This is a genomic window from Kitasatospora sp. NPDC050543 (genome assembly GCF_044457565.1).
Classification (GTDB): Bacteria; Actinomycetota; Actinomycetes; order Streptomycetales; family Streptomycetaceae; genus Kitasatospora.
Genome location: NZ_JBITGZ010000008.1, coordinates 115,362 through 133,050, shown reverse-complemented (window position 1 = coordinate 133,050; position 17,689 = coordinate 115,362). Strand labels below are relative to the sequence as shown.

15 protein-coding genes are annotated in these 17,689 nt (G+C 71.7%); 6 read left to right on the top strand and 9 right to left on the bottom strand.

Annotated features, from left to right (window positions below; translation table 11 throughout):
- Positions 1-44: 44 nt before the first annotated feature.
- Positions 45-3,614, bottom strand: a complete 3,570-nt coding sequence (locus ACIBH3_RS12740) for a CDP-glycerol glycerophosphotransferase family protein (RefSeq protein ID WP_396311956.1) — start codon at positions 3,612-3,614, stop codon at positions 45-47.
- A 232-nt stretch (positions 3,615-3,846) separates the two neighbouring features.
- Between ACIBH3_RS12740 and ACIBH3_RS12735 the strand changes: the two genes are divergently transcribed.
- The 3 genes from ACIBH3_RS12735 (at position 3,847) to ACIBH3_RS12725 (ending at position 6,974) form a co-directional block, all read left to right on the top strand.
- Positions 3,847-4,848: a glycosyltransferase family 2 protein gene (locus ACIBH3_RS12735; protein WP_396311955.1), complete on the top strand. Its 1,002-nt coding sequence runs from the start codon at positions 3,847-3,849 to the stop codon at positions 4,846-4,848.
- A 114-nt stretch (positions 4,849-4,962) separates the two neighbouring features.
- Positions 4,963-5,925: a YihY/virulence factor BrkB family protein gene (locus tag ACIBH3_RS12730; protein ID WP_396311954.1), complete on the top strand. Its 963-nt coding sequence runs from the start codon at positions 4,963-4,965 to the stop codon at positions 5,923-5,925.
- A 71-nt stretch (positions 5,926-5,996) separates the two neighbouring features.
- Positions 5,997-6,974: a class I SAM-dependent methyltransferase gene (locus tag ACIBH3_RS12725; protein WP_396311953.1), complete on the top strand. Its 978-nt coding sequence runs from the start codon at positions 5,997-5,999 to the stop codon at positions 6,972-6,974.
- Between the two features lie 18 nt (positions 6,975-6,992).
- On the opposite strand, the gene ACIBH3_RS12720 is transcribed toward ACIBH3_RS12725, so the two are convergent.
- Positions 6,993-8,294, bottom strand: a complete 1,302-nt coding sequence (locus ACIBH3_RS12720; RefSeq protein WP_396311952.1) for a D-alanyl-D-alanine carboxypeptidase family protein — start codon at positions 8,292-8,294, stop codon at positions 6,993-6,995.
- Positions 8,295-8,433: 139 nt separating this feature from the next.
- Between ACIBH3_RS12720 and ACIBH3_RS12715 the strand changes: the two genes are divergently transcribed.
- Positions 8,434-8,691 carry an SCO4848 family membrane protein gene (locus ACIBH3_RS12715; RefSeq protein ID WP_396311951.1) on the top strand — a complete coding sequence of 86 codons (258 nt, stop codon included), beginning with the start codon at positions 8,434-8,436 and terminating at the stop codon, positions 8,689-8,691.
- A 107-nt stretch (positions 8,692-8,798) separates the two neighbouring features.
- On the top strand, positions 8,799-9,674 hold the full coding sequence (locus ACIBH3_RS12710) for a hypothetical protein (RefSeq protein WP_396311950.1): 876 nt from the start codon (positions 8,799-8,801) through the stop codon (positions 9,672-9,674).
- Positions 9,675-9,746: 72 nt separating this feature from the next.
- Here ACIBH3_RS12710 and ACIBH3_RS12705 read toward each other — a convergent pair whose 3' ends face one another.
- From ACIBH3_RS12705 to sdhC, 4 genes are read right to left on the bottom strand one after another with little or no spacing between them, the layout of a single operon-like run.
- Entirely contained in the window at positions 9,747-10,520 is a 774-nt protein-coding gene (locus ACIBH3_RS12705; protein ID WP_396311949.1) for a succinate dehydrogenase iron-sulfur subunit, read from the bottom strand.
- Positions 10,520-12,262: a succinate dehydrogenase flavoprotein subunit gene (gene sdhA / locus ACIBH3_RS12700; protein WP_396311948.1), complete on the bottom strand. Its 1,743-nt coding sequence runs from the start codon at positions 12,260-12,262 to the stop codon at positions 10,520-10,522. Before sdhA ends, ACIBH3_RS12705 begins: the two co-directional genes overlap by 1 nt.
- Before the next feature lie 53 nt (positions 12,263-12,315).
- On the bottom strand, positions 12,316-12,813 hold the full coding sequence (locus tag ACIBH3_RS12695) for a succinate dehydrogenase hydrophobic membrane anchor subunit (protein ID WP_396311947.1): 498 nt from the start codon (positions 12,811-12,813) through the stop codon (positions 12,316-12,318).
- Between the two features lie 5 nt (positions 12,814-12,818).
- Positions 12,819-13,199 (bottom strand): succinate dehydrogenase, cytochrome b556 subunit, encoded by a 381-nt coding sequence (gene sdhC / locus ACIBH3_RS12690; RefSeq protein WP_396311946.1) that lies wholly within the window; start codon positions 13,197-13,199, stop codon positions 12,819-12,821.
- Between the two features lie 241 nt (positions 13,200-13,440).
- Here sdhC and ACIBH3_RS12685 point away from each other — a divergent pair, with 241 nt between their 5' ends.
- A complete protein-coding gene (locus tag ACIBH3_RS12685; RefSeq protein ID WP_396311945.1) occupies positions 13,441-14,211 on the top strand; it encodes a hypothetical protein in 771 nt (256 codons plus the stop codon).
- Positions 14,212-14,227: 16 nt separating this feature from the next.
- Here the strand turns inward: ACIBH3_RS12685 and ACIBH3_RS12680 are convergent, their stop codons facing one another.
- The 3 genes from ACIBH3_RS12680 to ACIBH3_RS12670 all read right to left on the bottom strand — a co-directional run bounded on the left by ACIBH3_RS12680 (position 14,228) and on the right by ACIBH3_RS12670 (position 17,657).
- Positions 14,228-14,713 (bottom strand): 2-oxo-4-hydroxy-4-carboxy-5-ureidoimidazoline decarboxylase, encoded by a 486-nt coding sequence (locus ACIBH3_RS12680; protein ID WP_396312083.1) that lies wholly within the window; start codon positions 14,711-14,713, stop codon positions 14,228-14,230.
- A gap of 502 nt (positions 14,714-15,215) precedes the next feature.
- Positions 15,216-16,835, bottom strand: a complete 1,620-nt coding sequence (locus ACIBH3_RS12675) for an alpha/beta hydrolase (RefSeq protein ID WP_396311944.1) — start codon at positions 16,833-16,835, stop codon at positions 15,216-15,218.
- Positions 16,836-16,916: 81 nt separating this feature from the next.
- Positions 16,917-17,657: an SDR family oxidoreductase gene (locus ACIBH3_RS12670; RefSeq protein ID WP_396311943.1), complete on the bottom strand. Its 741-nt coding sequence runs from the start codon at positions 17,655-17,657 to the stop codon at positions 16,917-16,919.
- Positions 17,658-17,689: the final 32 nt, after the last annotated feature.

Below are 17,689 nucleotides of genomic sequence, written 5' to 3'. Positions count from 1 at the left end.
GTGCACGGAACGTGCACCGGACACCGGCTCGCGGTGTACCGGGGTCAGGCCTCCAGCAGTCCGTCGACCACCCGGGCGGCGGCCTGGCCGTCGTCCAGGTCGCAGTACGCCTCACGGAACGCCGTGTAGCGCTCCGCGTGCTCGGCGGCGACCTCGTCGATCCGGCCCAGAGCCGCGACCAGCTCCTCGGAGGTGGCCACCAGCGGGCCGGGCGCCTCCGCCTCCAGGTCGATGCTGAAGCCGCGCAGGTTGTCGCGGTAGTGCTCCAGGTCGTACGTGAAGAACATGATCGGCCGGCCGGTGTTGGCGAAGTCGAACACCGAGGACGAGTAGTCGGTGACCAGCACATCGGCGATCAGCAGCAGCTCGGCCATGTCGGGGTAGCTGGCGACGTCCCAGACGTAGCCGTCGCCGGCGCCGGGGATCTGCCCGCACATCACGCTGTGACCGCGCACCAGCAAGACCTGGTCCTCGGCCAGCGCGGCCCGGGCCATGTCCAGGTCCAGCCGCAGGTCCAGCTGGTAACCGCCGTTGGGCCGGCGGCGGTCCTCGCGGAAGGTCGGGGCGTAGAGCACGACCTTCTTGCCCTCGGGCAGGCCCAGGCGCTCCCTGACCTGCTCGGCGGTCTTCTCCCGGTCGGCTGCGAAGAGCACGTCGTTACGCGGGTAGCCGCTCTCCAGGATCCGGCCCTTGAAGCCGAACGCGCGCCGCAGCACCGGGGTCGAGAAGGTGTTCCCGGAGACCAGCAGGCTCCACTGCGGAACCTCCTTGTCCAGCTGCTTCAGGTAGTTGGCGTCGGTGAACCAGACCTTCTCGAAGTCGTGGCCGATCTGCTTCAGCGGGGTGCCGTGCCAGGTCTGCAGCACCACCTGGTCGGGGCGGCGGATGAAGAAGTCCGGCAGGTGCGCACTGGTGACGACGTACTTGGCGGTGGCCAGCGCCTCGAACCACTCGGGGCTCCACAGCCGCAGCCCGCGCGCCGTCTGCGGCAGGTCCGCCTGGAGGTCGTCGGTGCCCCACAGGTGCTCCAGCGGCAGGCCGCGCCGCACCAGCTCCTCGTGGATGGCACGCGGCGAGTCGGCGTAGTGCCCGCCGAGCGCGACGTTGTAGAGGACGGTGTCGCGCAGCGGCTTCTGACGCGCGGCGGGGTACTCCGTCTTGCGCAGCTCACGCTGGCGGTAGCCGCTGCGCTCCTCGGGCAGCAGCGCGGAGTGCGACTCCATCGAGATGCCGTCGTAGAAGCGCCGCTCCAGCACGATCCGCTTGCCGCGCGACTCGACCTCCAGCGGCATGGTCTCGTAGCAGGCCGGGGAGATCAGCGCGTGCGGCCAGTCGGTCTCCGGCAGCGCGCCCACCGGGCGGAAGAAGGTGTCCCAGGTGCCCTGGTGCAGCGGCACGCTGCCGGCGAAGGAGGCGGTCGGCACGGGGGGCAGCGCGGCCCGGAAGCGGCCGTCGGCGATCTCCACCGGGTAGCAGTGGTCCTCCTCCCGCCAGCTGTGCCGTATCACCAGCTCGTAGCGGTGGGTGCCGCCCAGCGGGAAGCTGCCGCTCAGCAGGAAGCCGTCCGCGCCGCGGGGCTCGATCGACTCCACCAGCGGCTGGAGCACCTGGTCGGCGAACTGGAGGTAACCGCTCGGGGAGGGCTTGGAGTACAGCGCCCGGCGCTCGGTCGGCTCGGAGGTCTCGTTCAGCGGGTGGTTGATGTGGCCCAGCGGACCGTTCCGCTCGTCGATGACCACCGGTACGGCGGTCGCGTCGGCGAGCTCCAGCGCGGTGTCCCAGCGGTCGCGCATCCGGATGTCCGCGACCGTGTCCAGGGCGGCCCAGGCCTCCCGGACGGCGGTCATCTCGGCGATCTCGACGTCGGCCGTGAACGGCACGTTGCGCCCGACGGGGGTGCCGGTCTCCAGCGGGAAGTACAGCGCGCGGTCGGACTCGACGTGGGTCAGCCGCAGCCGGGCGCCGACCAGGTCGAGGCCGGAGCGGGCGGTGCCGGTGATCTCCAGCCGGCCGCCGGAGGCCTCCAGACGGGTCACCCGGGCCTTGGTGGTCTCCACCCGCAGGTAGATGTCGCTCCACTTGGTCCACGGGACGATCCGGACGTCCTCGTCCATCCAGCGCGCCGGGAGGTAGGCGGCGCTGTCGCTCCAGCCGGCGTTCACCCGGCCCTTGTAGACGCCGCCCTTGCCGGCGCCCGCCATGAGCACCCGCCAGGAGCCGTCCTTCCACTTCCCGCGGTGCTTGAGGCGCTTGGGGTCGATCGAGGCGGTGAAGCCGGCCCAGTCGCAGCTGTAGAGGTCGTGCGGGGAGCTGGCGGTGGCCTCGGGGCTGTACTGCGTCTTGGTCTGGACGGCGACCACGCGGCGGCCCTTGGCCTCGCGCAGGATCAGCGCCCGGACCATGTCGTGCTTGTTCTCGGCGCCGAGCTGCTCGGGGAAGGCGTGCCCGGTGAGCTGGAGCTTGCCGTCCTGCCAGGCGGACTCGTAGATCCGGCTGCGCATGACCAGCGAGTTGTCCAGCCGCAGCACGTCGGTGGGCACGCTCTTGCGTCCGCCGCGCAGGAACGGGTAGTCGGCGTACGGGCGCAGCAGGCCACGCGCGGGCGCCGCCCCGCGGGTCTCGCCCTCGAACTTGATCTGCTCGACGAACTCGTCGATCCGGCCCTGGAGGGTCAGGTGGTACTTCAGCCGCAGCGGTGCGCGCAGCTTGCGGACCTGGTCGGGGCCGATCGCCCGGAGCAGCCGGCTGACGTCCCTGATGTACGCGGCCCGGTACTCGGCGTCGCCCTCGACGACCGACCAGAAGAACATCGGGATCTCCTCGACGAGGGTGTTCTCGTCGTAGGACTTCAGGTACTCGCGGAAGCGCGGCTCGGGCCGGTTCTGCAGCCAGGCACGGACCAGCTCGACGGACTTGACCCGGTCGATCAGGCCCTTCGGGTTGGTGCGCATCTGGGTGATCGACATCTCGCCGACCTCGCGCTCGCGCCAGTGGTAGATCGGCTCGGAGAGCACGTCCACGCTCTTGGCGAGGTAGTGGTGCGGCACGCTGACCGGGGCGTCCTCGTAGAGGATGCCCTCGGGGTAGAGCAGGCCGGCCGCGTCGAAGAACGAGCGGCGGTACACCTTGTTCCACGCCGTGCGGTCGGTGACCAGCGAGGGGAGCTCGGTGACGTGGGTCTTCAGCCGGGTCTCGCTGAACGGCTTGCTGTGCCCGCCGGACTGGTAGTAGCCCACGGCGCGGAAGCGCAGCACGTTGCCGGTGACGAAGTCGGAGCCGGTCTCCTCGAGCGTGCTGATCATCAGCTCGTACGCGCTCGGCGGCATGGAGTCGTCGCTGTCGACGAAGCAGAGGAACTCGGTGCCCTCGGTCAGGTGCCGGATGCCGGTGTTACGGGCGGCGCCGAGGCCCTTGTTCACCTGCTTGACCAGCCGGAACCGGGAGTCCTTGGCCGCGTAGGCCTCGGCGAGGGCCGCGCTGCCGTCCTTGGAGCCGTCGTCGACCATGACGCACTCGAAGTCCTCGAAGGTCTGGGCGGCGATCGAGTCGAGGCACTCGACGAGGTATCGCTCGACGTTGTAGATCGGGACGACGACGGAGAGGCGGGGAGCCATCGGCTGCGCAGGCCTTTCGATTGGGGAGGAGATGTGACCGGTGGTGTAGTGCGCTGGTCACAGCCGGTATCCGGATGCAGACGTGTGCTTGGATCCTACCCGCCGCTGCCGGGGCGGGCTCGGGCTCGTTCCCCCCGGGCGGATGCGGGCGGCTAGTCTGCGGCTGGCGCGTGAGTGCCGCCGTACGCCGCGTCATCGCATCACCCGCCCGCGCACCCAGAATGAGTGGCAAATGTCCCGATTCACCGTGATCGTCCCCGTCTACCAGGTGCGGGAGTACCTGACGGAGTGCCTCGAATCGGTACTCGCGCAGTCCTTCGGGGACTTCGAGCTGATCGCGGTGGACGACCGCTCGCCGGACGACTGCGGCGCGATCCTCGACGGGGCGGCGCGCGGCGACGAGCGGATCCGGGTGCTGCACCTGCCGGAGAACGTCGGCCTCGGGCGGGCCCGCAACGCCGGGCTGGAGGTCGCCACCGGCGAGTACGTGATCTTCCTGGACAGCGACGACACCCTCACCCCCGGTCTGCTCCAGGCCGTCGACCAGCGGCTCAGGGCCGGCGAGGACCCCGACATCCTGGTCTACGACTACGCCCGTACGTACGCCGACGGCCGGGTGGTACGCGCCAACTCCGCACCCGTGTTCGCCCGCTCCGGCCCCGCCGTCTTCGACCTCGACCAGCGCCCCGACCTGCTGGAGCTGCTGATGGTCGTCTGGAACAAGGCCTACCGCCGCGACTTCGTCGCCGAGCAGGGCCTGACCTTCCCCGCCGGCTACTACGAGGACACCCCCTGGACCTTCCCCGCGCTGCTCGCCGCGGGCCGGATCACCCTGCTCGACCAGGTCGGCGTCCACTACCGCCAGCGCGAGGAGGGCGGCAACATCCTCGCCACCGCCAGCCGCAAGCACTTCGACGTCTTCGACCAGTACGACCGGGTCTTCGCCTTCCTGGACAGCCGCCCCGACCTGGACCGCTGGCGCCCGGTGGTCTACGGGCGGATGCTGCACCACCTCAACACCGTGGTCAGCAAGCCGGGCCGGATCCCGCCCGGCGACCGCCGGGAGTACTTCCGCCGCGCGGCCGAGCACTGCGCCCGGCTGCGCCCGGCCGGCTACCGGCCCCCGGCCGGGGCGGACGGCGTACGCACCGAACTGCTCAGCAACGGCCGCTACACCACCTACCAGGCCGTCCGGGCGCTCGCCCGCACCAGGCGCGTGCTTCGCCGGGGCTGACCCGGGCCCGGCCCGGGGAGCCTGAGGTGATCCGCGCGGCCGGCCGGGTATAAACGGGACGTTCTCACCGGTTCCCGGCCGTCCGACGACCCCAAGGGCAGGTTGACCACCGCGATGGAATTCCTCACCCGTCTGCCGGTCGTCGGCCCGGTCGTCGCGAAGGTGCTGCGCAGCCACCCGTACCGCGTCCACGAGCACTTCACCGCGGTACGGGGCAACCGGCTGGCGGGCGCCGTCACCTTCTTCGGCTTCCTCGCGCTCTTCCCGCTGCTCACGGTGGCTCTGGCGATCGCCGTCGCCACCCTGACGGACTCCCGGGTGGCGGAGCTGCAGCAGCGGATCTCCGACCAGCTGCCGGGCCTGTCCGACTCCCTCGACCTGCCCTCGCTGGTGGCCAACGCCGGCACCGTCGGCCTGATCAGCGGCTTCCTGCTGCTGATCTCCGGCCTCGGCTGGGTGGACACCATGCGCGGATCCATCCGGGACATCTGGCTGCTGCCCGAGGAGGCCGGCAACCCGGTGGTGCGCAAGGCCTGGGACTGCCTGGTGCTGGTCGGCCTCGGGCTTGTCTCGCTGGTCTCCCTGGGCGCCACCGCGGCCGGTACGACCCTGGCCGGGCGGCTGGCGGGGGCGCTGGGCCTGGGCCGCAGCGGCCCCGGCGGCTACCTGCTGACCGCGGCCGGACTGGTCATCGCGGTGATCTGCGACACGCTGCTCTTCGCCTACCTGCTGGCGCCCTTCCCGCGGATCGGCGGCCAGCGCCGAAGGGCCGTCGTGCAGGGCGCGCTGATCGGTGCGGTCGGCTTCGAGCTGCTCAAGGTGCTGCTCTCGTCCTACCTGGGTTCCGTCGCGGGCAGGAGCGTGTACGGCGCCTTCGGCGTGCCCGTGGCGCTGCTGCTGTGGATCAACTTCGTCTGCCGGCTGCTGATGTACTGCGTCTCCTGGACGGCGCTGGCCGACCCCGCGGCGGCTCGGGAGCGGGCCCGGGAGCAGGCCCGGCGGGCGCTGCGGACCGCCGACGAGCAGGAGGCGGAGCAGGCCGCCGCAGCCGTCGCGGATGACCGCCCGAGTGACTAGGATCACAGCACTCTGCCGCCCCCGCGGCAGGCGCACTCGGCGGTTGCCCCCGCGGCCGCACATCCCAGGAGATGCCCGTGCCCAGTGCCGATCCCGACTCCGAATCCCCCGCGGTCCAGAGCGCCCCCCGTCGCCTGGATGACGTACCCGGCTGGTTCTGGCCCGTGGACCAGCTGCTCTTCACCCGGATCCTGGACGATCAGGACCCGGACGCCGGCGCGGGCGACCTCTTGGAAATGGGCACCTACCTGGGGCGCAGCGCCATCCTGATCGGACGGCACCTGCGGCCCGGTGAGACCTTCACGGTCTGCGACCTGTTCGACTCCGAGGCCCCGGACGACCCCAACGCCGACGAGATGTCCATGTCCTACCGCCAGACCCTCACCCGGAAGGCCTTCGAGGCCAACTACCTGGCGTTCCACCCGCAGCTGCCCCAGATCGTGCAGGCCACCACCTCGGTGCTGGAGGGCGACCGCATCGCGCCGGAGAGCTGCCGCTTCGTCCACATCGACGCCTCCCACCTGTACGACCACGTGGCCGGGGACATCCGGGTCGCCCGCGCGGCACTGCGCAAGAACGGCGTGGTGGCGCTGGACGACTTCCGCTCCGAGCACACCCCGGGCGTCTCCGCCGCGGTCTGGGAGGCGGTGTTCGTCCACGGGCTGCGGCCGATCTGTCTGAGCACGCAGAAGTTCTACGGCACCTGGGGGGATCCGTCCGAGATCCAGCAGGCGCTGCTCCAGCACGACTGGACCGGCGAGGGCTGGGCACTGGAGCACGAGACCATCGCGGGGCGGCCGGTGCTGCGCTTCGGCGGCGCGGGCGTCAACCCGCTGGAGCCGCCGGCCCCGATCGAGGAGCCGGCCACCGAGGAGCCCGAGAAGCCGCAGCCGCCGAGCGAGGCGCAGGCCCCGGCCGCTTCCCGGTCCGGCCCCGCGCCTCGCTCGGCGGCCCGCAGGCTCGCGCTGGACCTGCTGCCCCCGATCGCCACCCGGGCGGTGCGCCGCAGGTTGCAGGCCGCCCGGGAGCGCCGGGCCCGCTCCGCCTGAGCCTGCCGCGGCCGTGCCTCAGGGGCGGCGGCCCGTCCCGCCGCCCTCGGGCTCCGCGGCGGCGGGCGCCGCCGAGCCCGGGCTGCGCCGGCCGCGGCGCAGCAGCAGCCTGGCGGCGGTGAAGGCGGCCGCCGCCAGGCCCACGGTGATGGCGAGCCACCCGGCCGGCCCCGGGCCGGTGGAGCCGGCGGGCGGCGGGGCCTGGGCGACATCGCTGCGGCCGGGCCGCTCCCCGGCCGTACCGCCGGCCTGCCCGGCGACCGGGGTGTGCCCGGCGGGCGGGGTGGAAGCCGACGCCGACGCGGCGGGGGAGGGCGAGGCGGACGGCGGGGCCTTCGCGGCCTTCTCCTCCACCAGCTTCCCCACCGGGGTGACCTTGCCCGCCGCGGCGAAGCCCCAGTCGAGCAGCTCGGCCGTCTCGTCGTAGACCTTCTGATACGTCGTCGGGTGCATCACGGTCACCAGCAGGGTGCGCCCGTCGCGTTCGGCCGCGCCGACGAAGGTGGAGCCGGCGTTGGTGGTGAAACCGTTCTTCACGCCGATCAGGCCGGGGTACTTGCCCAGCAGGCGGTCCGTGTTGGCGATGCCGAAGCTGCCGCGCTGCCCGGTGTTCTTGTCGAACGCGCCCGGGAACTGGGCGTCGCGGGTGGCGCAGTAGGCCCGGAAGTCGGGGTTGCGCAGGCCGGCCCTGGCGAAGAGCGTGAGGTCGTACGCCGAGGAGAGCTGGCCGTCCTGGTCGTACCCGTCCGGGGAGATCACCCGGGTGTCGTGGGCCTGCAACTGCTCCGCGCGGGTCTGCATCTCGGTGACGGTCTCCTGGACCCCGCCGTTCATGTGCGCCAGGACGTGCACGGCGTCGTTGCCGGAGCTGAGGAAGACCCCCCGCCAGAGGTCCTCGACCCGGTAGTCCAGGTCCTCCTTGATGCCGACCAGGCTGCTGCCCTGGCCGATCCCCATCAGCTCCGACGGGTCGACCCGGTGGACCAGTGACCGGTCGAACTTCGGCAGCACGGTGTCCGCGAAGAGGATCTTCAGCGTGCTCGCGGGTGCGAGCCGTCGATGCGCATTGCTGGCCGCCAGCACCTCGCCTGACGCGGCGTCGGCGACTATCCAGGACTGCGCGGAGAGATCGCCTGGCACTCGTGGGGCACCGTCCAGCGGCGAGACCTGGACACCGGGCAGCCCGAGTCTCTCCCCGCCGATCACCGAGGGTGGCGGCGGGTCCTCCTGCGGGGCCGCGACGGCGGCCGGAGCCGCGCAGAGTGAGACGGCGGCGGCCAGGGCGGCCGCGCGGTGTGCGAGATGAGGGCGTGTGTGCACTCGAAGACCGTACCCATTTACGAGTGCGGCCGTCTGCGACCCCCGGTGCGTCCCTCGCAGGAGGGGTCGTCCCTCGGCCGTCCGGCCCACTGCGCATACTGGGCGGGACGCCCATTCCCGCCCGCCCGAGGACCGCATCGTGAAGCTCAGCCGTCGTACGTCCTGGTTCCTGACCGCCTTCGGGGTCTGGTCCCTGATCATCTGGACCACCTTCGTCAAGAACCTCTGGAAGGACTCCGGCGGCCAGGCCTTCACCGACGGCGACCACTCCCAGCCGACCGCCTTCTTCTGGGTGCACCTGACGCTGGCCGTGACGTCCTTCGTGCTCGGCGCGCTGGTCGGTGCGGTCGGCGTGCGCGGCCTGCGCGGCACGCGGAAGCAGTCGCTGCCGGACTGAGCCCGATAGCTGTTGCCCGCTCCGGCCGCCCGCTGGAATGATCACCACGACGTGTACTCGGCGCGAACGTATTTGCGACTCAGGGGCGGGGCGGCACAGTGGACCGTTTGACAACGAAGCAATCCCTTCGGCGGGTGGCCGCAGCGGGTGCCGCGATGCTCGCGGTGAGCCTGCTCGCGACGCCCGCCGTGGCGGAGGCGGCCGGGGGGTCGACCGTCTCCGCACCGTGGGCGAGCCCCCGCCCGGCCACCGCCTCCACCGGGGTCGTCACCGACGCCTGCGATCCGACGACCACCCCGGGCTGGATCGGCCGGACCATCGAGGGCCCGACGCTCAACGCCACGGTGGACTCACCCATCGCCGCGAGCACCACCGGCACCACGCTCTCCGCCCGCTTCGACGTCTGGGACCTGACCACCGGGTCGGACAGCAGCGTCTTCCACGGCACCGCCGACAGCGCCGGCACGGGTCGGGCGACGCTGCGGGGCGTCACCGGCCTCACCGACGGCCACAGCTACGCCTGGCGGGCCCGGGCGATCCAGGGCCACAGGATCTCGGCCCCCACGCCCGACTGCCACTTCCGGGTGGACCTGACGGACGTCAGGTTCTCCGTCACCTCCCCGGACTTCCCGGTGCTCGGCTCCGGCCAGAAGCCCGGCAAGTACGCGGGGCAGACCGGCGCCTTCACCATCACCGGCGCCGACCAGGCCCCGGCCGGCGGCGGTGAGGCCTCCGGCATCGCCTGCTACCGCTACGCCCTGGGCAACACCGGCGGGATCTTCATGGGCTGCGACCGCCCCGACGCCGTACGACCCGGCCCGGACGGGAGCGTCACGCTCGACCTCAAGGTGCCCGACTGGGGCACCAACCAGCTCCGCGTCGAGGCGGTGGACAACGCCGGCAACGTGAGCCGGACCGTCACGTACGACTTCTACGCGCCGTGGCACCCCGACTCGCCGGAGGACCTCGGCGCCCTGCGCTGACGCGGCAACGACGCAGGGGCCGTCCGGACGGATCCGGACGGCCCCTGCGCCTGTACTGCTGCGATCGGACGATCAGAAGCGGCGGGTGACCAGCGCCCGCTTCACTTCCTGGATCGCCTTGGTGACCTCGATGCCACGGGGGCAGGCCTCGGAGCAGTTGAAGGTGGTGCGGCAGCGCCACACGCCCTCGCGGTCGTTCAGGATCTCCAGCCGCTGCTCGCCGCCCTCGTCGCGCGAGTCGAAGATGAAGCGGTGCGCGTTGACGATCGCGGCCGGGCCGAAGTACTGGCCGTCGTTCCAGAAGACCGGGCAGGACGACGTGCACGCGGCGCACAGGATGCACTTGGTGGTGTCGTCGAAGCGCTCGCGGTCCTCGGCGGACTGCAGGCGCTCGCGGGTCGGCTCGTTCCCCTTGGTGATGAGGAACGGCATGACGTCCTTGTACGCCTGGAAGAACGGGTCCATGTCCACGATCAGGTCCTTCAGGACCGTCAGGCCCTTGATGGCCTCGATCGTGATCGGCTTCTCCGGGTTGACGTCCTTGAGCAGGGTCTTGCACGCCAGCCGGTTGCGGCCGTTGATCCGCATCGCGTCCGAGCCGCAGATGCCGTGAGCGCAGGAGCGGCGGTACGTCAGGGTGCCGTCCAGCTCCCACTTGACCTTGTTGAGCGCGTCCAGGACGCGCTCCTTCGGGTCCATCTCCAGCTGGTAGTCCACCCATACCGGCTCCGGGTGCTCCTCCGGGTTGAACCGGCGGATCCGGAGGGTGACGGTGATCAGCTGGACACCGCCCGCCTCGGCCGCGTCCAGAGCGGCCGAGTGCTTCTCCACAGTCGGAGTGCTCATCAGTACTTACGCTCCATCGGCTGGTAGCGGGTCGTGACGACCGGCTTGTAGTCGAGGCGGATGGAGGTGCTGCCGTCCTCGGCCACCTCCTGGTACGCCATGGTGTGCTGCATGAACTTCACGTCGTCACGGGTCGGGAAGTCCTCGCGGTAGTGACCGCCGCGCGACTCCTCGCGGGCGAGCGCGGAGACCGCCAGAACCTCGGCCAGGTCGAGCAGGTTGCCCAGCTCGACGGCCTCCAGGAGGTCCGTGTTGTAGCGGAAGCCCTTGTCCTGGATGGCGACGTTCTTGTACCGCTCGCGCAGCGCCGCGATGTCCTCGACCGCCTGCTTCAGGGTCGCGCCGGTGCGGTAGACCATGGCGTTGGTGTCCATGGTCTCCTGCAGCTCCTTGCGGATCTGCGCGACCGACTCGGTGCCGGTGGACTCGCGCAGGCCGTCGACCAGCGCCTGCACCTTGTCCGCCGGGTTCTCGGGCAGCTCGGTGAAGTCGACCGTCGAGGAGTAGTCGGCGGCCGCGATGCCCGCCCGCTTGCCGAAGACGTTGATGTCCAGCAGCGAGTTGGTGCCCAGGCGGTTGGCGCCGTGCACGGACACGCAGGCGACCTCGCCGGCCGCGTACAGGCCGGGAACGACGTCGGTGTTGTTGCGCAGCACCTCACCCTCGACGTTGGTCGGGATGCCGCCCATGGCGTAGTGCGCGGTGGGCTGGATCGGGATCGGGTCCGTGTAGGGCTCGATGCCGAGGTAGGTCCGGGCGAACTCGGTGATGTCCGGGAGCTTGGCGTCCAGCTGCTCCGGCGGCAGGTGTGTCAGGTCGAGGTACACGTGGTCCCCGTCCGGGCCGCAGCCGCGACCCTCGCGGATCTCGGTGTAGATCGCGCGGGAGCACACGTCACGGGACGCGAGGTCCTTCATGACGGGGGCGTAGCGCTCCATGAAGCGCTCGCCGTCCTTGTTGCGCAGGATGCCGCCCTCGCCGCGGGCGCCCTCGGTGAGGAGGATGCCCATGCGCCAGATGCCCGTCGGGTGGAACTGGAAGAACTCCATGTCCTCCAGCGGCAGGCCACGGCGGTAGACCAGGGCCTGGCCGTCACCGGTGAGGGTGTGGGCGTTGGAGGTCACCTTGAAGAACTTGCCGGTGCCGCCGGAGGCGAACACGACGGCCTTCGCCTGGAAGACGTGGATCTCGCCGGTGGCCAGCTCGTACGCGACCACGCCGGCGGTCTTGCCGTCGTTGATCAGCAGGTCGAGCACGTAGAACTCGTTGAAGAACTCGACGCCGTGCTTGACGCAGTTCTGGAACAGCGTCTGGAGGATCATGTGACCGGTGCGGTCGGCCGCGTAGCACGAGCGGCGGACGGGGGCCTCGCCGTGGTTGCGCGAGTGGCCGCCGAAGCGGCGCTGGTCGATCCGGCCCTGCTCGGTCCGGGAGAAGGGAAGACCCATCTTCTCCAGGTCGAGGACGGCGTCGATGGCCTCCTTGCACATGATCTCGGCGGCGTCCTGGTCGACCAGGTAGTCACCACCCTTGACCGTGTCGAAGGTGTGCCACTCCCAGTTGTCCTCCTCGACGTTGGCGAGGGCGGCGCACATGCCGCCCTGGGCCGCGCCGGTGTGGGACCGGGTGGGGTAGAGCTTGGTCAGCACGGCGGTACGGCTGCGCTGGGTCGACTCGATGGCCGCGCGCATGCCGGCGCCGCCTGCGCCGACGATGACGGTGTCGTACTGATGAATCTGCATGGGGGTTCTAACTCGCCTCTGGCCTCTGCCGATTGCCGATTAGGTGCTGCGGCTCAGATGTTTGGGTCGAAGGTGAAGATCACCAGGGTGCCGAGGAGCACGGTGAACACCGTGGCGGCGCCCATGAGGCCCTTCAGCCAGAGCCGGGTGGAGTCCTTCTCGGCGTAGTCGTTGATGACCGTGCGCATGCCGTTGGCGCCGTGGAGCATGGCGAGCCAGAGCATCAGCAGGTCCCAGCCCTGCCAGAACGGCGAGGCCCAGCGGCCGGCCACGAAGGCGAAGCCGATCTTGGAGACGCCGCCGTCGAGCACCAGCATGATCAGCAGGTGGCCGAGGATCAGCACGACCAGGACGATGCCCGACAGGCGCATGAACAGCCAGGCGAGCATCTCGAAGTTGGTACGCGTACGGCGAGGGGTCTTCTTGGTACGCGTGCGGGGCGGCTCCACCACGAAGGCGTCGGCGGCGTTGCCGGTGCCGAGCCCCTTGCCGGTGTGGGCCTGGGCGGAGGGAACCACCACGGCGTCGGTGTACGTGTAATCCGTAGGCATGCCGATCACTTCCCGAACCACGTGAGCAGCGTGTGCTGGAGGATGTGGTAGAAGGAGGCCGCCAGCAGGACGACCCAGACACCGACGACGGTCCAGAGCATCTGCTTCTGGTACTTCGGGCCCTTGGACCAGAAGTCCACGGCGACGACCCGCAGGCCGTTGAGCGCGTGGAACAGGATGGCGGCCACGAGGCCGTACTCCATCAGGTTCACCAGCGGCGTCTTGTACGTCTGAATGACGGAGTCGTAGGCCTCGGGCGACACACGCACCAGTGCGGTGTCGAGGACATGGGCGAACAGGAAGAAGAAGATGAGGACGCCGGTGACTCGATGAGCCACCCAGCTCCACATGCCTTCCCGGCCGCGGTACAGCGTTCCAGCCGGCACGGAAAAACCCTCCGGAAGCGGATCGGGGGCTCGGCCGGCTTCGGTGTCGGTCAGCCCGGCCGGTACGGTCCTCCGGCCGCCAGCATCCTATCGACGCGCTGTCGGGAACCGCCTCCGGGGGGCCGGGGTGTGATCAATCAGGCACGTGCGGCCTAATGCGACGGGAACCCGTCGCGCAGCGTGAGCGTCCGGTTGCGCTACGGTGGCGGCCTGTCCGCCCGCGACCACTGCCGAGGCCCCCGTGCCGCTCCGCCCCTCCCGCCGCCCCGCCCTCGCGCTCGCGGCCGCGCTGCTGCTCACCACCGGCTGTGCCGCGGCCGGGTCCTCCTCGGCCGACCGGGCGGGTTCCTCCTCGGCCGACCGGGCCGGCGCGTCCCGCGAACTGTCCGCCGCAGAGCTGCGGGCCGCCGCGCTGGGTGACAGTGACATGGGCCCCGGCTACACCGTGACGGTGATGACACCCGGTCACGGTGAGACCGGCCGGAGCGGGGAGCGCGAGGCCGCCGACCTACCGGCCTGCCAGCCGGTGCTGGACGCGGTGACCCCGGCGAACCCCGCCTCCCGGCCGGTGGCCGAGACGGACCTGAGCGTGGCCGCGGCCAGCGACCCGAAGGGCAGTGTGTACGCCGGGCTGCTGGCCTACGGGCCGGGCCGGGCAACGCAGTTGCAGGCCGAGCTGGAGCGGGTGCTCGGGCAGTGCACGGCCTTCAGCTCGGCCGCGCCGGCGGCGGGCAAGGGGGGCGCCACGGGCCGCCAGGGCGGCCGGACCAGGCACCGGCTGAGCCGTGACGACGCGCCCACGCCGGGGGGAGCCGACGGGGTGACGGGGTTCACCCTGACGAATGAATCGGGTACGGCGGTGCTCTCCCAGCGTGCCGTGCTGGTGCGGGTCGGTTCGGTGCTGGCGGTCTTCAGTACCGTCGGCGTCGGCGCCGAGCCGGCCACCGTGCCGGACGAGCGGGTCGTCCGGCAGCAGGTGGCCAAGCTCCGGGCCGCGCAGGCCGGGCGGTAGCGCGCGGCGGGGACGCTCAGCGCGCCCCCGCCTCGGTGGGCGTGGCGACCAGGTGCTCCAGCCGGGTCAGCGCGATCCGGCGCAGCTCGTCCGCCGCGATCAGCCGCTCCTCGTCCAGGTCGTTCGCCAGCCGGGTGCGGATCGAGGAGAGCACGGTGTCGAGCATCTCCTCGGGGTCGACGCCCTCCAGGCAGACCACGAACACGTGCCCGAACCGGGCCTCGTACGCGGCGTGGGCCGCCCGCAGCGCGGTGTGCGCGGCCTGGCTGCCGGGCGCGCGCATGCCCAGCAGCGGCTGCGGCATCCAGCTCTCGTCCGCCAGCGCCTCGGCGAGGTCCGCCGGGCGCAGGTCGTAGGAGGCCTCGCTCGCGGCGGCGAGCAGGGACTCTATGTCGGGGTAGGGCCGGTGTGCGGCGAGCCGCAGGGCCCAGCGGTGGCTTCCGCAGCAGGCGAGGAGGGCCTCCTCGGCCGCGCCGGCGTCGGCCTCGTTGAAGCGGTGCAGCCCGACGAGCGTCGGCTCCGAGCGCGGGTCCCCCCGGACGGGGTCCGGTGGAGGGTCGAGCCGCTGTGGCGGGACGTCGCTGGCCAGCGGGTCCTCCTCGTGAGGGCGGGAAGGGAAGCGGGCGGCACGGCGGGGGAGCTGTCTGGATTCGCGCCGTACGGGAGTGCGGACGGTGACCGGTGCGCTGATGGTTGCGCGGTTGGTTGCGCGACGCCGTGTCGTTGTGCGAGGCACTGGCGAATTATGGGGCCGATCCGGGTGGTACCGGGATCGGCCGGGCAGCGGCACCACGGTAGTTGAGCAGTCATCAGTTGGGGAGAGCACGCGCGGAATTCACCCGATCGAGCTATCAAGTTGTGACGTTGACACCTGCTTGTCAGTGCTCTCCCCATCCGGCTGTGCTACCCGCTGCACCTGCGGCCCCTCAGCCTCCAGCTGCCCTCGCGGCCACCCACTCCTCCTGCGGCTACCCGCCCCTCTCCGGCTACCCGCCCCTCTCCGGCTACTTCGCGCAGCGCGTCCCGGCCGCCGGCAGGGTGCCGTCCACCAGGTAGGCCGTCAGCGCCGAGGCGATGCAGTCGTTGTCCTTGCCGAACGCGCCGTGCCCCTCGCCCTCGCGGGTGAGCAGGGTCGCATTGGCGAAGCCCCGGGCCAGCGCCTCGGAGGCGGCGTACGGGGTGGCCGGGTCACCGGTGCTGCCGACCACCAGGATCGGTGCGCTGCCCTCGGCCCGGACGGTGTGCGCCCGCTCGCTTGTGCGGAACGGCCAGGTCACGCAGCCCTCGGTGGTGTAGTCCTCGGGGGCGGAGTCCTTGGTCAGCAGCGGTGCCTGCTGCCTGAGCTGGGCGTACACCTGCTGGGCGCGCGCGGCGGACGGCGCCGGGTGGGCGTGGTCCGCGCAGCTGATGGCGGTCCCGGCGTCCTGGGAGGGGTCGTAGTGGCCGCTGCTGTCGCGGCCGTTGTACACGTCGGCGGCGGCGAGCAGGGCGTCCCCCTGCTTCGACCGCATCGCCGAGCCGAGGGCGGAGCGCAGCAGCTCCCAGCCGGTCTGGTCGTCGCCGTAGAGGAACCCGATGGTGCCGAGCCAGCCCAGCCCGCGGTTGAGCCGGCGGCCGTCCCGGGTGGGCAGCGGGTTCTGCTGGAGGCCGTCCAGGAACTCGGCCGCGATCTTGGCGGCCGTCGCCGGGTCGCCGCCGAGCGGGCAGTCCGCGGCGTGGTCGCGGGCGCAGTCGGCGGCGAAGCGGCCCAGCGCCGCCTCGAAACCGGTGAGCTGCGCGATCTGGCGGTCGAGTACGTCGGCGGCCGGGTCGACGGCGCCGTCCAGGACCAGCCGGCCGGTCATCCCCGGGAACTCCTCGGCGTAGAGCGCGCCCAGGTAGGTGCCGTAGGAGATGCCGAGGTAGTTGAGCTTGCGGTCGCCCAGCACCTGGCGCAGCACGTCCAGGTCGCGGGCGGTGTTGCGGGTGCCGACGAAGGGCAGCAGCCTGCCCGAGCGGGCCCGGCAGGCGGCGTCGTGCTCCCGGTTCTCCTGGGAGAGCAGCGCCTGGCGGGCCTGCGGGTCGAGGGGGAGGTCCACCTGGTCCTGGGCGTCACGCTGCTTGTCGTCCAGGCAGGTGACGGGGGAGCTGGCGCCGGTGCCGCGCGGGTCGAAGCCGACGATGTCGAAGCGCTCGTGCAGGGCGCCGTCGAACTCGGTGGTGGCGTGCCTGACCATGTCGACGCCGGATGCGCCGGGGCCGCCGGGGTTGACCACCAGCGAGCCGATCCGCCGGTCGGCTCTGGCGGCGGGGCGCCTGATCAGCGCGAGGTCGAGGGCGTCGCCGCCGGGGTGGGTGTAGTCGAGCGGGACGTGCAGCGTGCCGCACTGCGTCGCGGCGGGCTCGGTCTGGGCGGCGCCGGGGTCGGCCGGGCAGGTGGACCAGTTGACCGCCTGGCCGTAGAACGGCGCGAGGGCGGGGTTGTCGGCCCCCGTGGGCCCGGCCACGGGGGCCGCCGTGGCGGTGGCGGCGGCCTGGTCGCGACCGGAGCCGGCGGGGTTGTTGCAGGCGGTGCCGAGCAGCAGGGTGCCGGCCGCGAGCGACGCCAGCAGGAGGCGGGGGCGGGCAGCCCGGAGTGATGTCATGGTCCGTTGTCTACCGACCGGGCATCAATCCAAGATCATCGATTTGTAATCCGGCCGGGCTGCCCGGCTTACGTGTCTGCCTCAGGCGCGGTGCACCTTGTGGTTGGCGGCCTGCGCGCGGGGGCGCACCACCAGCAGGTCGATGTTGACGTGGGAGGGGCGGGTGACCGCCCAGGCGACGGTGTCGGCGACATCCTCCGAGGTCAGCGGCTCGGCGACACCCGCGTACACGGCCGCCGCCTTGTCCTCGTCGCCCCGGAAGCGCGTCACCGCGAAGCCCTCGGACTTCACCATGCCCGGTGCGATCTCGATCACCCGGATCGGCTCGCCGCACAGTTCGAGCCGCAGCGTCGCCGCGATGGTGTGCGCGGCGTGCTTGGCGGCCACGTAGCCGCCGCCGCCCTCGTACGCCGCGAGGGCGGCGGTGGAGGAGAGGATCAGCACCGTGCCGTCCCCGGAGGCCCGCAGCGCGGGCAGCAGCGCCTGGGTGACGTGCAGGACGCCGAGCACGTTGACCTCGTACATGGCCAGCCAGTCGGCCGGATCGCCGGACTCGACCGGCTCGGCGCCGATCGCGCCGCCCGCGTTGTTGACCAGCACGTCCACCCGGCCGACCGTGGCGGCGAAGGCGTCCACGGCGGCGCGGTCGGTCACGTCCAGGGTGTGGGCGCGCCCGCCGATCTCCTTGGCCAGTGCCTCGATCCGGTCGGTGCGCCGCGCCGTCAGCACCACGTCGAAGCCCTCGGCGGCCAGCCGGCGTGCCGTGGCCGCGCCGATCCCGCTGCTGGCACCGGTGACCACGGCCACCTTCTGCTCACTCATCGCCACTCCCTAGGAAACACTTCAGTCGTTGA

Excerpts from the sequence above, each read along its gene's own strand:
- ACIBH3_RS12735 (WP_396311955.1), top strand. The coding sequence starts at position 3,847 with ATGTCCCGATTCACCGTGATCGTCCCCGTCTACCAGGTGCGGGAGTAC.
- ACIBH3_RS12730 (WP_396311954.1), top strand. The coding sequence starts at position 4,963 with ATGGAATTCCTCACCCGTCTGCCGGTCGTCGGCCCGGTCGTCGCGAAG.
- ACIBH3_RS12670 (WP_396311943.1), bottom strand. The coding sequence starts at position 17,657 with ATGAGTGAGCAGAAGGTGGCCGTGGTCACCGGTGCCAGCAGCGGGATC.
- ACIBH3_RS12705 (WP_396311949.1), bottom strand. The coding sequence starts at position 10,520 with ATGAGCACTCCGACTGTGGAGAAGCACTCGGCCGCTCTGGACGCGGCC.
- ACIBH3_RS12740 (WP_396311956.1), bottom strand. The coding sequence starts at position 3,614 with ATGGCTCCCCGCCTCTCCGTCGTCGTCCCGATCTACAACGTCGAGCGA.
- sdhA (WP_396311948.1), bottom strand. The coding sequence starts at position 12,262 with ATGCAGATTCATCAGTACGACACCGTCATCGTCGGCGCAGGCGGCGCC.
- ACIBH3_RS12695 (WP_396311947.1), bottom strand. The coding sequence starts at position 12,813 with ATGCCTACGGATTACACGTACACCGACGCCGTGGTGGTTCCCTCCGCC.
- ACIBH3_RS12675 (WP_396311944.1), bottom strand. The coding sequence starts at position 16,835 with ATGACATCACTCCGGGCTGCCCGCCCCCGCCTCCTGCTGGCGTCGCTC.
- ACIBH3_RS12725 (WP_396311953.1), top strand. The coding sequence starts at position 5,997 with ATGCCCGTGCCCAGTGCCGATCCCGACTCCGAATCCCCCGCGGTCCAG.